Source organism: Anaeromicrobium sp. (assembly GCF_025210435.1).
Lineage (GTDB): Bacteria > Bacillota > Clostridia > Peptostreptococcales > Thermotaleaceae > Anaeromicrobium.
On the sequence record NZ_JAOART010000044.1, the window covers coordinates 1 to 15,573 of the forward strand.

Annotated in this window: 16 protein-coding genes and 2 other annotated features; of the genes, 3 read left to right on the forward strand and 13 right to left on the reverse strand. The window is 31.3% G+C overall.

The features are described 5' to 3' along the window. A partial coding sequence (locus tag N4A57_RS05085; protein ID WP_293656545.1) for a hypothetical protein occupies positions 1–187 on the forward strand: 187 nt, incomplete at its 5' end. A gap of 14 nt (positions 188–201) precedes the next feature. On the opposite strand, the gene N4A57_RS05090 is transcribed toward N4A57_RS05085, so the two are convergent. From N4A57_RS05090 to N4A57_RS05145, 12 genes are all read right to left on the reverse strand, one after another. Then, positions 202–2,910 (reverse strand): hypothetical protein, encoded by a 2,709-nt coding sequence (locus N4A57_RS05090; protein ID WP_293656546.1) that lies wholly within the window; start codon positions 2,908–2,910, stop codon positions 202–204. 44 nt (positions 2,911–2,954) lie between these two features. Beyond that, positions 2,955–5,186, reverse strand: a complete 2,232-nt coding sequence (locus tag N4A57_RS05095; RefSeq protein ID WP_293656547.1) for a leucine-rich repeat domain-containing protein — start codon at positions 5,184–5,186, stop codon at positions 2,955–2,957. A gap of 22 nt (positions 5,187–5,208) precedes the next feature. Continuing rightward, positions 5,209–5,379: a LysM peptidoglycan-binding domain-containing protein gene (locus tag N4A57_RS05100; protein ID WP_293656548.1), complete on the reverse strand. Its 171-nt coding sequence runs from the start codon at positions 5,377–5,379 to the stop codon at positions 5,209–5,211. A gap of 246 nt (positions 5,380–5,625) precedes the next feature. After that, on the reverse strand, positions 5,626–5,895 hold the full coding sequence (locus tag N4A57_RS05105; RefSeq protein WP_293656549.1) for a LysM peptidoglycan-binding domain-containing protein: 270 nt from the start codon (positions 5,893–5,895) through the stop codon (positions 5,626–5,628). Between the two features lies 1 nt (position 5,896). Beyond that, complete coding sequence (locus tag N4A57_RS05110) at positions 5,897–6,457, reverse strand: RNA polymerase sigma factor (protein WP_293656550.1); 561 nt, start codon at positions 6,455–6,457, stop codon at positions 5,897–5,899. Between the two features lie 125 nt (positions 6,458–6,582). Beyond that, on the reverse strand, positions 6,583–7,347 hold the full coding sequence (locus N4A57_RS05115; protein ID WP_293656551.1) for a LytR/AlgR family response regulator transcription factor: 765 nt from the start codon (positions 7,345–7,347) through the stop codon (positions 6,583–6,585). Further along, positions 7,344–7,487 carry a hypothetical protein gene (locus tag N4A57_RS05120; RefSeq protein ID WP_293656552.1) on the reverse strand — a complete coding sequence of 48 codons (144 nt, stop codon included), beginning with the start codon at positions 7,485–7,487 and terminating at the stop codon, positions 7,344–7,346. Before N4A57_RS05120 ends, N4A57_RS05115 begins: the two co-directional genes overlap by 4 nt. A 320-nt stretch (positions 7,488–7,807) precedes the next feature. Further along, the gene (locus N4A57_RS05125; RefSeq protein ID WP_293656553.1) at positions 7,808–8,269 is read right to left on the reverse strand and encodes a chemotaxis protein CheX; all 462 of its coding nucleotides are present in this window, start codon (positions 8,267–8,269) and stop codon (positions 7,808–7,810) included. Beyond that, positions 8,260–9,123 (reverse strand): response regulator, encoded by an 864-nt coding sequence (locus N4A57_RS05130; RefSeq protein WP_293656554.1) that lies wholly within the window; start codon positions 9,121–9,123, stop codon positions 8,260–8,262. Before N4A57_RS05130 ends, N4A57_RS05125 begins: the two co-directional genes overlap by 10 nt. Before the next feature lie 521 nt (positions 9,124–9,644). Beyond that, entirely contained in the window at positions 9,645–10,412 is a 768-nt protein-coding gene (locus N4A57_RS05135; protein WP_293656555.1) for a TatD family hydrolase, read from the reverse strand. Between the two features lie 13 nt (positions 10,413–10,425). Next, positions 10,426–12,366 carry a methionine--tRNA ligase gene (gene metG, locus N4A57_RS05140; RefSeq protein ID WP_293656556.1) on the reverse strand — a complete coding sequence of 647 codons (1,941 nt, stop codon included), beginning with the start codon at positions 12,364–12,366 and terminating at the stop codon, positions 10,426–10,428. Next, entirely contained in the window at positions 12,359–12,649 is a 291-nt protein-coding gene (locus N4A57_RS05145) for a hypothetical protein (protein WP_293656558.1), read from the reverse strand. The genes metG and N4A57_RS05145 overlap by 8 nt, the downstream gene beginning before the upstream one ends. 50 nt (positions 12,650–12,699) lie before the next feature. Further along, positions 12,700–12,936, reverse strand: a binding site (T-box leader). Positions 12,937–13,071: 135 nt separating this feature from the next. Here N4A57_RS05145 and N4A57_RS05150 point away from each other — a divergent pair. Then, positions 13,072–13,230 (forward strand): DUF1540 domain-containing protein, encoded by a 159-nt coding sequence (locus N4A57_RS05150; RefSeq protein WP_293656559.1) that lies wholly within the window; start codon positions 13,072–13,074, stop codon positions 13,228–13,230. A gap of 77 nt (positions 13,231–13,307) precedes the next feature. On the opposite strand, the gene N4A57_RS05155 is transcribed toward N4A57_RS05150, so the two are convergent. After that, positions 13,308–13,823, reverse strand: a complete 516-nt coding sequence (locus N4A57_RS05155; RefSeq protein WP_293656560.1) for a tryptophan transporter — start codon at positions 13,821–13,823, stop codon at positions 13,308–13,310. Between the two features lie 129 nt (positions 13,824–13,952). Further along, positions 13,953–14,219 (reverse strand) — a binding site (T-box leader). A 131-nt stretch (positions 14,220–14,350) separates the two neighbouring features. Between N4A57_RS05155 and N4A57_RS05160 the strand changes: the two genes are divergently transcribed. Beyond that, positions 14,351–15,571 (forward strand): sensor histidine kinase, encoded by a 1,221-nt coding sequence (locus tag N4A57_RS05160; RefSeq protein WP_293656561.1) that lies wholly within the window; start codon positions 14,351–14,353, stop codon positions 15,569–15,571. Positions 15,572–15,573 lie beyond the last annotated feature (2 nt).

The following is a 15,573-nucleotide window of genomic DNA, read 5'->3' on the forward strand; positions in this document are numbered from 1 at the left end:
CATTTGGGCATTCTCCTTTGTTTTGTATTTGGTCGGCAAACCTAAATACTATTCTAACAAAGGAGTCTTTTATTTTCTGCTCACCGCTGGAAGCTTTTTTGAACCACCCGCACAGCAGGTGGTTTTCACTTATACAAAAAAGATAGCTTCGAGAAATCTCCTGAAGCTATCTTTTTTGAACTCTTAATTATTATTTTCTAACTACTTCTCTAGTAATGGAAGTGCATTTTTCGTATCAACAAACAAGTTAAATGCATCAAACTTTCCCATCTTAGAAAGATCATAAATATATCTTCCCTTTACTATTCCAGTACCTTTATCGATCAAGTTAACACTAACTTTGTTACCCATCAACACTAGCTCTCTTTTCACTTCCTTACCTTTGAATACAATTTTTTTCATTCGACCTTTTACATTTTTAAACTTATACATGCTTCTATGTAATGTCTCAAGATCACCTGCAATACACGTAGCTGCAGCAAATTCCTGTGTTCTATCGTATACGTCATAACCGAGTTCTCTATCTCCCATAAGGTGAACGTATGCATTTCTCAGGCCGTTATATCCTGTCACAGGCTCATTGTTACTTTTTTGCAATAGCTTCTTACCAGTATCAAAAATTGTATTAGCTCCATCAACCACTAAGAATATACCTAATCCTATAGTTACTGGGGCTACAAATATAGCAGCGGTTGCAGCGGCTACCCCTCCTGCTGCTATTCCTGTTGCACTTAGCATTGCAAGACCGCCAGCTACTTGAGTGCCTGCGCCCCAAAAAGTGAATCCAACATCTATTTTATCATTAGTTGATTTTGAAAGATCAGGAATTATGCGGCTAATAGCAGGACTTTTTCTCTCTTTTAAATATTCCATACATTGCATCCATTGTTCATAAGAATCGTCATCGTCATCATCATCATAACAAGCATCATACTTTCTCTTTTCTTCTGCGTTAAGCTTAGTATAATCTACAGCTGTACACTCCATATCAGGTTTAAATGATGGTACGTCTGCTTCGACAATATCTGAAAAAGCACTCGGAACTCCATCTACTGTATATGATATAAGTCTGAATATGCATTTTTTCCCCCATTGTCTAGCAGCAACGTGAATCGTTCCACTTTCTGTTTTTCCTAGTATTTCATTAGTTTCATAATCTTTAGCTTCAGTTAAAACAACGTTCTCATCTCTATCAAAATCATACATACGGTCTATACCCATTGATGGAGCCCACTTTGATTGTCTTATATTTGTGGGAGGTTTTGGTATTACTACTACTTCATATTCTCTAGATACACTGTTATTTTCAATATTTGAATCTGAATATTCAGCATCTAAACATTCAATAGAAAAAGTAAATTTGACCTTTTCGTTAATAACATCTTCTGACTGTATAGTTGCCTTTAAGGTTACATTTTGAGTAGAATTAGGCTTAACTAAAGACAATATTTTTGTATCTCTTTCATTACCTCTTGAATCTATTAGCATTACGCTCACCTTTGGGGCGATAGTATCTTTTAAATTTGTTACTGGTACTGTAAATATGACTTCTTCTCCGACTTTTAGGCTATTTCCCTTATTGCTATTTACTGTTTTAATCCCTAAATCATATTTTTTCTTTACAATAGTTTCTGCAGTTGTAACTTCAATCTCGTGAGTATTACAACTTTTGATAGTTGTTCCATTTACATCTATTTGACTGTGAGCTTTTACTTTATACTTACTTTTAGGTTTTAGTTCCGTAAAATTAATATTTCCATTACCATTTATTGGTTTATGTGTGACCATTGTATTTCCATTCCAAATTTCAACAATAGCTTTAGGTGTATATTGTTGAGAAATCATATCACTAACATTAATTATAAATCCTGTATCTGTTATTTTTGATGCCTTAATCGTAGGTGTCTTTGGAGCTGTAGTACCCAATGCTGATGCATAAGAAGTTGATAATCCATTTTGATTATGTCCATAAACTTTAAAAGTATATGTTCTACCATAATCTAATACATTGTTAAGATGTGTTGTTGTATCATTTACAGTAATATGATCTCTATCATTCCAATATAAGTCATAATTATCTGCATTTGATGCATTTTCCCACTTTAGATATACTCCTGCTTTTGAGTTATTTTCACTTCTACCATTTACACCCTTAGAGATATCAAATGCTATATACGAAGGAGCAGACGGTAATATGATGAGTGGATCTGTATAAGCTGATTCATCAAAAACATCACCATACCATGTTGTTTCATCTCGATTCTTGTAATCATAGCATCTCGTACCTATTGTATAACGTGTATTTGGTTCTAAGCCTCTAATAATATATTCAAAATAATCATTACTATCATCCAATTCATATCCAAATGGAGCATCGCCTTTATCTACCTTTGCATATAATTCACCATCAAGATAAATTTCTATATAATCAATCCCATAGTTTAATCCATCATATGATGTACTATCTGCAACAAAAGATACTTTTAATTCTGTAGGAGAAATGGGTTTCACTTCATAGTCATTTAAGTAAGCAACTCTATCAGGATTGTAGGTGTAATCACCTACTGGTTTATTTGGCGTAGTGCCGTTACCGTTGTTACCTTTTGTGGCCACAGTTATACTACTATTGTATGGATTATACCAAATACCATCAAAATTTACTTTCCCATAAATTGTATAAGTTTTGCCTGCCTCTAAACCATTTATTTTTACTGCAATGGAGTCATTATCATAAAACTGTACTTCTGAGTCATCATAATCAAAATTGCTATTTTCTATTATTTTATAATTGTCATCAACACACTTAATGTTGAAGTAATATCTTGAATCATTCGGACTATATTGTAATCCAGTAAATTTCACTACAATATAGTTTTCACCTTTGCTATATTCACTTAATCTAACTGTCATTCAATCACCTTCTCTAATCTTTTATTTTAAATAAAATATTTTAATTATTCTGCTACACTGTACTCTAATACCTTTTCATTATTTTTAGAATCTGTTTCTGTATACTCATTGTCTATACACTCAATAGCGAAATTTATTTTTAATTGTCCATCTACAATGTCTTCAATTTTTATCTCTTTGTTCAGAACTACTTCTCTTGAAGAACCAGACTTTATAGCTGATAGTTTTATACAGTTCAACACATTGTTGTTGCTATCTTTAAGTACTACTAAACTCCTTGGACTATCAACATTGCTAAAGTTCTTTACTTTTATATTGAAATTAACTTTTTCATCTATAGTAAATGGTAATTTTTTATCTGTTGTAATAGAGCTAATTGCTAAATCAATTTTATCAGAACTCGTTATATCAATTTTATAAGGGCCAAAGTAACCTATTTTTACGTTTCCTGCATTATCTACTACTTTGAAATGAATATAATGTGTTCCATTTTCCGCTAATATTATTTCTCCACTATAGTTCTCCCAACTATTAGGAGTTGCTGTAGAATTTGTTACCTTGTGCTGCTTTTGTTTGATTCCACTTTTATTATCCGCATAAGTTAAACCTACTCTTATGTGACTATTTTTCACTGAATAATCTGTATTGTCTGCTGTTACCGTTGGAGCAACCTTATCTATTATGTACGGTCCAAAATGCCCTGTTTTAATATTGCCTGCATCATCTACTGCTCTGTAGTGAACATAGTGGTTTCCGTTTGTTGATAATGTTATCTGTCCTGTGTAATTATTCCAACTAGTAGGGGTTGATGTAGAGTTTGTTACTTTACACTGTTTTTGTTTAATACCACTTTCATTACCTAGATAGATTAAACCTACTTTTATATTGCTGTTTTTAGCACTATAATCAGTATTAGCTGCTATTACCTTTATTGGAAAACCAATTTCCCCCCATCTTGAATTGAATCTATAAGGGTATTTACCCTCTATAGTCACAGAAGTTAACTTATTACCATTAAAAGCATCATCCCCAATAGAAGTGACACTATCTGGAATTACCACAGACGTTAATTGCTTGTAACGAAAAACCTCATCCCCAATAGCTACAACATCTACTTCATCTAGTTGTTTTGGAATAACAACATCTGTTCCTCCAATTGACACATCATAACCAGTTATAGTTCCTGTATCTCTATCAAAAGTATATGGATTTACCTTCATCAATTTCGTTGGGAATCCTATTCCATCCCATACAGAATTAAATCTATAAGGGTTTTTACCCTCTATAGTTACAGATGTTACCTGACTACCGGCAAAAGCAGAAAGGCCAATCGAAGTAACACTATTTGGTATTTTCACAGACGTTAACTGACTACCAGCAAAAGCAATACCTCCAATAGAAGTTACACTATTTGGTATCTCTACATAAGTTAACCTATTATACACAAAAGCACCCTCCCCAATAGTTGTAACGCTACTTGGTATTTTCACAGATGTTAACTTATTCTCATAAAAAGTAGCATCCCCAATAGCTGTAACGCTATTTGGTATTTTTACAGACGTTAACTCATTAAGGCCAAAAGCACTATTTCCAATAGAAGTAACACTATCTGGTATCTCCACAGATGTTAACCTATTACCCCAGAAAGCACTATCTCCAATAGAAGTCACACTATCTGGAATTACCACAGACGTTAACTTATTATTAATAAAAGCCTCATCCCCAATAGCTACAACATCTACTTCATATAGTTGTTTTGGAATAACAACATCTGTCCCTCCAATTGACATATCATAACCTGTTATAGTTCCTGTATATCTATCAAAAATATATGGATTTACCTTCATCAATTTCACTGGAAATCCTATTTTACTCCATACCAAATTAAATCTATAAGAATCTCTCCCCCCTATAGTTACAGATGTTAACTGATTTGCAGCAAAAGCACCATACCCCATATAAATAACACTATTTGGTATTTCCACAGACGTTAACTTATTACCAGCAAAAGCAGCATTTGCAATAGAAGTAACACTATTTGGTATCTCTACATAAGTTAGTCGATTATATACAAAAGCATCATTCCCAATAACGGTAACGCTATTTGGTATTTTCACAGATGTTAACTTCTTATTACTAAAAGCATCATTCCCAATAGTTACAACATCTACTCCATCTATTTGTTTTGGAATAACAACATCTGTTCCACCAATTGACACATCATAACCCGTTATAGTTCCTTTTTCTTTATCAAAAGTAAATGGATTTATTGCCATAACAAATCTCTCCTTTCATTTTTTACATAATTTTTAATATTTGGTTTGGGTAGATTAAGCTACCCTTTAGTCCATTAAGCTCCATGAGCTTTAGGACGGTCATGTTATAATTTCTTGCTATAGACCATAGAGTATCTCCAGCCTTAACTGTATAGGTGTCATAAGTACCAAATACAGCTTCTTTTACTTCCATTAAAGAAAAGTTTAGTGTACTCTATGATCCTTATTTCTTGTAAGCTCTAACCGGTTATTTGCTTTACACTAATTAAAGAGGTATATAATTATAAAAAGTAAACCTAACATTATAATTTTTTTATATAAACTTATAAAACAGATTATAATTTAAGAAAAATACATGCAACTTTAACTAAAAAAAGATGATTTCTCTACATTTACAAAATCACCTTTTTAATCTTCATTAAACTATTTATATTTTTAATTAAATTATCCTTAATATTTGATTCACATAAATGGTATCACCAGTCAATCCATTTAGACCTCTTAATTCATCCATTACCATATTCATTTCTCTAGATATACTCCATAGAGTATCTCCTGATTTAACAGTGTATGTATCATATAATGTATTACTTCTAAATGTACTATTTCTCCTTTTATCTATTGAAAATTTATCTGCTGGGTATAAAATCCACCTTTTACAAAGTTTCTTTAAGCTCTTAAATTTCAAATTAGGTTTTATAATCTTCACCTTATATTCTCCTCCCCATATGTCTAGTGTTTTTTTCTATATACATATTCTTTAATTTCTTTAAGATATTTTTCTTAGCTTTGTTTATATATTGTTTTGTAACTCCTAATTTATCTGCTAACTCTACCTGAGTTAAATTATCAAAGTATATGCTTTTAATAATCGTCTCTTCCCTTTCTGATAAATTCTCCATTAAATCTTTAATTACAATACTAGCATTTACATTATCTTCAAACCCCTCACTTGAAATAGTAGACATATCTTGTTCAAACCCTACTAGTTCTCTACTATTAATTTTTCCATACTTCTTTGAGAGCCTAATATATTCGTTATATACACAATTTTTTATATAAGCTAATACTAAATTTTCATTTGTATCTTCTATTGGAAATTTTCTAAATAATGTGATTAAAAAAATTTGTATATCAGTCTCTGCACAATCATAATTTAATTTGTAAGAAAATTTTCTTATTAATGGTTTAAATATTTTTATTAATTCTACTAAGGATTCATTATTACCAGACTTAATTTTGTGAATTAGATTTACTATTTCTGAATACATTCTATTACCCCTTTAACTCTTGTTTAAAAGTTAAAGAGATAAAAACTCATAAATAGTAAACCAAACTTTCTCATTTTTTTAATTTAATTTTTTCTCCAAAAAACCTCTCTTTTCTACATAAGAAGTCAAAATAAGCGTTTGACTGGATATATGTACAACAAAAAAAGAGTTATAGCTATTAAATAGCTATAACTCTTTTTTTGTTGTACATATTTATATTTACTCATATATGCAACTTTAGATGTATTTTTGAATTCAATAATATATGAATTACCTATATTCTTTATCTTGTTTATATGCCTCAAATTCACAATAAAGGATTTATGTACCCTAAAAAAAATTTCATTTAGTAATATCTCTACTTCACTTAAATTCTTATTCATTATATAATTAGAATTAGATGTATGCAATAAAACTGATCTATCTACCTTTTCTAAATACAATACATCCTCATAGGCTATTCTAAATGTCTCATGCCTTTGTTTTATAAATATTGCATTATTTTCCTTCTTATAATTCTTTTCTCTGTATATCTCATTACATAATGATTTTAAACCCGCTCTCAATCTTTCTATATTTATAGGTTTCAATATATAGTCATATGGATGTACATTAAAGGAATCTAAAGCAAATTCCGTATAGGCAGTAATAAATATAATTTTTATTCTATCATTCATCTTTGTCAATATTTCAGCAGTTTCAATTCCATTGAGATTTGGCATCTCTATATCCAAAAGTACAATATGAACATCTTCTTTCTTGAATATAGTAATGGCTTCAATACCATCATTAGCAATAATAACTTTGCTATTACTAATAGTATCATTGATTATCTTCTTCAATAGTATTCTGGTAAGTTTATCATCATCACAAACTAAAAAAGTTATCATTTCTCTAATCTGTTTTTTAATAGGTGGCGTATTTTAGGTTTGTGGAATATCACCATATTAGAAGATTCAACCTTTACCATATTTGCCAAAACAACCCCATGGGATACCACACTTAAAACTGCTCCTTTGAAATTTTTCATTTTCTATATCCACCTCTCAATTATTCATATTGACTTAAAATTTTGTATACTATTGTGTTTTCTACATGAATAATTACACTAAAATAACTATATAAAACAGTATTGAAAACATATTAACATTCCCCTTCTGAGTACAGATTATAATTATATAATACAAAATTTAAAAATTTTGTAGAAATTTGGATATTTTTTTATTGTTTTCATGTAATATATTGTGTTCTTTCGTCTTAATTAACTAAAATTACATTAGTGGAATAAAAATAGATAAAAAAAGATGACCTCTACTCTATTAGAAATCATCTTTAAAAGAATATTTATTTTTAGCTGTCAAAAGCAATATTAATCTCAATAGGAATATTATCAGCCAATACCTCTACACATAAAACCTTGTCCACATTAACCTTTATATTAATATCTTCACCATACATCAATGTGGGAGTGGATATATTAGTATTTATTTTCATGTTTTCAAAGTTAATACTAGCATTTGCAGTAAGCATATTAGAAAGTTCAGAAAGTGCACTTTGTGCCATGTCATCTAATGTTTCAACAGGCATACCCATCATCATTTTTGAAGCAATTGCCTTTGCATTATCCATGCTCATACCATAGATTACATTCCCTTTAATATCTCCAACCATGCCTAAATTGATCATTACACCATTAATCTTAATATTTTTATCCTTTAAACTTAAGGCTCCTTTTTTTATGTCACCAAATCCAATCTGTGGCATTACAGCAGAAAATGCTTCAACAAATGGATTTATTAATTTTACATCCATTCTTCGTCACCTCTCTTGAATCCCACATTTAGATACATATCTCCAAAAGAAGTCTTTCCTACCACAGAAGTGGTTTTTAGCATGGATTTTGATATTTTTAAAGATTCACCATGGAATATGGTAGGAGGTGCCACACGCAGTCCAAGGATTTTATTCTTTCTGTTTAGTATGGAACAAGCATTTCCTGCAATAATATTTGCAAATTCACTAGCTACAGCAAAGCATTCTTTCATGTCTTTTACTTCTCTTCTCAAAGCAGATTCAGCTAATTTTTTAGCCGTTTCCTTTGAAAGGTCAAATATCATTCTACCAGAACACTTTCCAATAATACCTATAACAACAGAAATACCTCTAGAATCTTCCGTATCATTTGATTGAGTCTCCTCATCATATGTAGGAATAGTCTTTCCTACTCGGTTTAAATTATTAGAAAAGCTTTCTTTAAATACATCAAAATATATTTTATCTAACTCTGAAAGTAATTTATCTCCAGCCATGGCACGATTTATTGCAGTAGCAATTTCATCTGGGTCTACTGGCTTTTGAACGTATCCTGACACTTTATTTGCCTTTGCTTTTTTAACAATTTCATCATCCTTCATGGAACTTACAATAATTACCTTTATATTAGAGTCTATTTTATGAATTGCCCTCGTACATTCTAAACCATCAGTTCCAGGAATTGTCATATCCATAGTGACTAAATCTGGCTTCTTTTCTTTCACAACATCTATAGTTTCTTCTAATGAACTAGCTTCTCCTACTACCTCAAATCCCTTTTCCTCTAATATGTCTCTTAGTACACTTAAAGAAAAAAAGGAGTCATCCACAATAACAATCTTTGTTTTTTCCATAATGCCACCTCCGAATAAGTTATTAAATTTTTTAAAAGATTCTATTTATAAAGAATAAAAACTGCTCCACAATAGAAGATACATATATAGTATAAGCGTCTTCTATTGTAGAGCAGTTAAGGCTCCTATAATATCAGATTACTCTCTTTAGCTGCTTTCTACTACTTATTTAATTTTTTACTGTTTTTTTGTCTTAATTAAATTGTAATTTATATATATATATCTGTCAACGCAATTTGTAGAATCGTGTAAATTTTCGCAAAAAGCACCCTCTTTATAGATTTCCCAGTTCTAAGCTTTATTTATACAATAACTTGCCTATAAGGGAAACCATTGAAAATCTTTGGAACCCTGGAACGTCACAACATCCTATGCTACTCCAACATGACACATGAACCTATCTACGAATATTCACTCTTTCGCTTGTGACAAGGACTTGGGTGGAAAAGATTTTCAATAGTTTCCTGAAATAGGCCCGCATAAAGCAAGTTTATACACCAGAAATCTATATAGAGTATTTTCTACTTTATTCCAAAGAACTTCTTTGCATTTTCACAAGTTTGATCTGCCACCTGCTCATAAGATATGCCCTTTATTTGAGCTATCTTATCTGCCACATATTGCACGTAGGAGGATTCATTTCTCTTTCCCCTATATGGCATTGGTGTTAGATATGGCGAATCCGTTTCTATCATTAAATATTCTAGTGGAATTTGTTCTACTACTTCCACAGTTTTCCTTGCATTTTTAAAGGTTACTGGTCCTGCTATGGATATATAGGCTCCTAGTTTAACATATTGTTTAGCTAATTCTGCACTTCCTGAATAGCAATGAAGAAGTACCCCCGTCTCAAAGGCATTTTCTGCCTTTAAAATATCCATCACATCTTGATTAGCTTCCCTATCATGGATAATTATAGGTAAATTCACTTCTTTAGCCAGTCTAATCTGTTCTATGAACCATTTTTTTTGTACATCCCTTGGAGAAAAATCATAATGATAATCAAGACCAATTTCTCCAATGGCTACTACCTTTTTCTTTTTGCTAAGTCCCCTTAGTAGGGTAATAGTAGTTTCATCCATATCCTTAGCATCATGGGGGTGAACCCCCACAGCTGCATAAATCATATCATACTTCTCTGCAAGGTTTATAGATGCCACAGATGAAGCAAAATCTGCTCCTGGGTTTAATATATACTCTACCCCTTCTTCCTTAGCTCTTCTTATTATGTGATCCCTATCTTTATCAAATCTAGAGTCATTTAAATGGGCATGTGAGTCAAATAACATAATGGTCCTCCCTCTAACCTACATTAGCTCCGTCTTCAATATCTGCTGTTACTAATGTTAATAATTCACCTTTGTCTGCGGCTAATATCATACCTTTAGACTCTTCTCCTCTTAACTTAATAGGCTTTAAGTTAGTTACAACAACAACTTTTTTTCCTACCATTTCCTCTGGAGTGTAGTACTTAGCTATTCCAGATACGATTTGACGTACTTCGTCTCCTATTTTCACTTGAGAAACTAATAGTCTATCTGCCTTAGGGTGCTTTTTACACTCTAATACCTTACCTACTTTTAAATCAAGTTTAGCAAAGTCATCTATAGTAATAGGTGCCTTTTCTTCTTTAATTTCCTCTTTAACTTCTTCCTTCTTAGGTTCTTCCACTTTATTTAATTTTTCCAATACTTCTAGCTCCTTCTTCACGTCTATTCTTGGGAATAATGCTGCTCCCTTTTCAACTTTAGTTCCTACAATTAATTTTCCAAATTCATGGGCATCTTCCCAAGTAGTTCCTTCACCCTCTTTTATACCTAGTTGTTTCCAGATATTTTTAGATGTAGTATGCATAAATGGTAATATTAAAACTGAAACTATTCTAATTGCATCTGCTAAATTATACAATACATTGTCTAATGTTTCCTTATTAGCTTCATCCTTAGCTAATATCCATGGAGTAGTTTCATCTATATATTTATTACTTCTTCTTACTATTTTCCATATTTCTTCTAGTGCATTTGAGTAATCTAGATTATTCATTTTTTCTTCCACTAGATTAGCAGCATTTATGGCAATTTTCTTTAGATCTTGGTCAAAGTCTGTAGAAACCTTAGATTCTGGAATTATTCCACCATTATATTTTTCAATCATGGCAACAGTTCTGCTCACTAAGTTTCCTAAATCATTTGCAAGGTCTGAATTAATTCTATTTAATAGAGCTTCATTAGTGAATACTCCATCTTGACCAAAGGAATATTCTCTAAGTAAGAAGTACTTAAGAGCATCTACTCCATACTTTTCATTTAATATAACTGGATCTACTACATTTCCCTTAGACTTAGACATTTTTCCACCTTCAAGTAGTATCCATCCATGTCCAAATACTTTCTTAGGAAGTGGTAAATCTAAGGCCATTAACATTGCTGGCCAAATAATAGTATGGAATCTCACGATTTCCTTACCTACTAACTGTATATCTGCTGGCCAATACTTGTCACAATTATCCTTTGCATCTGGATAACCTAGGGCTGTAATATAGTTAGATAGAGCATCTAACCATACGTATATAACATGCTTTTCGTCAATTGGCACAGGAATACCCCAATCAAAACTAGTTCTTGAAATACATAAATCTTCAAGGCCTGGCTTTATGAAATTGTTAATCATTTCATTTCTTCTTGAAGCAGGTTCTAAGAACTCTGGATGTTCTTCAAATAATTTAAGAAGTCTATCTCCATACTTAGAAAGCTTAAAGAAATATGCTTCTTCCTTGGCCTTTTCTACTTTTCGTCCACAATCAGGACAATTTCCATCTGATAATTGTGCTTCTGTCCAGAAGGATTCACATGGTGTACAATATAATCCTTCGTATTCACCCTTATATATTTCACCCTTATCATAAAGCTTTTTAAATATGTCCTGAACACGTCTTTCATGATAATCATCTGTAGTTCTTATGAAGTGATCATAGGAAATCTCCATAGTCTTCCATAATTCCTTGATTCCAGCAACTACCCCATCTACATATTCCTTTGGTGTAACTCCCTTTTCCTTAGCAATAGTCTCTATTTTTTGTCCATGCTCATCTGTACCCGTTAAAAACATTACATCATATCCTGTAAGTCTCTTAAATCTAGCCATAGCATCTGCTGCCACAGTACAATAAGTGTGACCTATATGCAGATTTGAGCTTGGATAATAAATTGGCGTAGTAATATAAAAAGTTTCCCTTTTACTCATGTTTCTTCCTCCTCTTTTTCTTCTTTTTCTTTATTTTTTTCTCTAGTTTTTTAACTTCATAAAAACCAAATAATGACATAAAAATATATCCACCCCAAGTAATATTTAATTTGCTATAATCAGGGGTTTTTATGTACTGCACAATGATTAAATTAAATTCATAGGGATCTAACAATATTATTGTAAGGGCCACTGTCAAATATATGATTGACACAAATATATATCCCTTTAGATACCCATAAACAAATCTCAATAGCCTACCTATACCTTTGGCAAATTTCAAACCCATCACCTTTCCAAAAAAATCCATCAAAAAAACCTCGCTCCTACATATGTAGGGACGAGGTTTGGTTTCGCGTTACCACCCTAATTTTTCATTGCTTCACAACAATAAACTCAATAAGTGACTTCATCACTTTGCAATATAACGGTTGCTACCGTCATAGCCTACTATAATTTCGACTATGCAGTTTAGGAGCCATCTTCAAAATGGTTTTTTGTACCAGTTCTCACCTTACCTGGCTCTCTTTAACAAATCCCCAATTTTACTCTTTCCATCATTACCTTTTTAATTTATTCCACTATTAATTTATATTATATATATTAATTTATAAAAATATGTATTTATTGTCAAGATTTTTTAATTATTACTATACATTAACTTTCACCTCAGTGCAAATACTATTTTCGTAGGGAGGTGAAATAATGCATACAAATTCAAGCATAGGATGTAATGTAACTGAATGTAAGCATCACGCTGGCAATACAAATCTCTGTACCCTAGATCACATCGAAGTGATAAAGCATGCTCAAAAGGCCGATTGTCCTGAGTGTACTGATTGTGGTAGCTTCGTAAAATCTTAATCCCATGAGATTCTAATATGTTCATTTCTTAAAAACCATGTGACAAAGGATATTATTCCTCTGCCACATGGCCCTTCTTAGGCTATTTTTATTCTAGAATGTTTAAGGGCAACCTTTACTGCATTATATACACATATAGTAGCTAGGGTATTGAAAAATGATGTGGGTAATACTACTCCTAAAAATAGTACTTTAAATGATGCTGGAAGACCTACTATTAGGCTAGCTGAGTATAAAAATACCGTTCCACTTACAATGGTTCCCACACAACCTATAAATGCTACAAATATTATATTTTTTTTATATTTTTCCATTCCCTTTATAATCATATATATTACTAAGCAAGTAATAATCTTATCTATCACATTTGGTATTTGTCCTCCAGGGAAGGTAGTAGTCATGGCCGTTATAAAGCCTCCTAATAAGGCGGTCATAATTGTATTTTTCATATTAGTGTTTACTAATAAACACACAAATATTACACTAAGCATAATATCAAATTTCATTGCTCCTAATATTCCTGGTATTACTTGATGTAGTATAAATCCTATGGCAATTAGTAATGCCGTTAATATATTTTTTCTTAGTTCCATTTCTAATCTCTCCCTTTATTTTTTCTAAATTTTTATTTTTTATTATCCAGTGAATTTCATCACTTGTTCATAGCATCCTAACCACCTCCTTTTTATGCAAATAAAAAAGCCCTCCATATGCTTTCACATATAGAGGGCCAATAATCATCTATTATGGCGGTGCCACCTCACTTATGTATTTTTACCAATAAAAATACACATCTCTTTAAGACACGAGAAAATAACTTTTCCGATATCCGATCTCTATAACGGGAGAACCCGGGTTACCTACTCTAATAATAATTTCAGTTCCCACTCATGAGCCCATTCCAAATTCCCTTAAATATGAACTTCCACCTACCGTTCACTCTCTGAAATTTAAAAAGAAAATGTACTTCTCTCAATCACAGTTTTATATGTAATACGAATTTCTTATAGGCCAATTATACCCATAAGAAATTCGTATGTCAAGTTTATATTATACATCGATTGATTATTACATTTTTTGACACATAATCTATAGTAAGATATTAATAGGGGGAGATACAATGAATAATAAAGACTTGTTACCTAGTATATTTAATAACATTCCTGTTGGCCTAATAATTATTAATGAAGATTTGAAAGTTACCGATGTAAATGATGAAGCAATTCGTATTTTTTATTCTGAAAACCCTATAGGAAAAAGGGATGGAGAAGTGTTTAACTGCATGTACAATTCCATCCAAGAATCCTGTGGCCATAATTTGGCATGCAACCTATATGAAATTAGAAAAATTGTTTTAGATACTTTCAAATATAGAGTTCCCATATGTGATTTACATATTTCTCCAGATTTAATTTTCAATAGTAAACTTGTAAAACCAATTTTAAAGTTTAATACTAGATTAATTACATTCAAAGATAAAGAGTATGTAATTTTACTTATAGAAGATTTAACTAACACAAAGGATAATACTTATAAAATCTATTTAAATAAGATACGTAATTATGATAAAATTCAATCTGAACTTTTTTCAAACATTTCCCATGAGTTAAAAACACCTTTAAATTTATTGTTTAGTTCTGTTCAACTCTTAGAAATGTACTCTAATGAAAATAAATCCTTAAATTCTGGTACTAATCATAAAACTTTAGATATTATGAAGAAAAATTGTTATAGATTATCTAAGACTATAGATAATCTTTTAGATACTCTTAAAATTAGTCTAGGAGAATTGACAATACAAAAGGAAAGTGTAAATATAGTGGAAGTTATAGAAAAAATTTGTGCTTTTATGTTGCCTACAATCAAAAAGTTAAATCGCCGATTCATATTTACTACTAATTTAGAAGAAAAAATCATATCCATAGACATGGATGCCCTAGAAAAGATCCTTGTTAATCTAATTTCTAATGGTATTAAATTTACACGTCCAAATGATACTATTATAGTAAAACTCTATTGTCGTAAAGACAACATATTCATATTTGTAAAAGATAATGGCAGGGGCATACCAGAGGACAAGCATGACGTAATTTTCGAAAAATTCAGTCAAGTAAATCCCATTCTAAATAGATATCATGAGGGAAGTGGCCTAGGCCTTTCTATAGTTAAATCTTTAGTGGATCTATTAGGTGGAAATATATATGTGAAAAGTAAGGTGAATAATGGATCTACTTTCATAGTGAAGTTACCCATTGATTCTAATAGTGAGCATTTTAACTACTCTGATTATGTACCAAGTATGGACAAAATATCTGCAAGTCTTGCTGACATATATGAATAGTC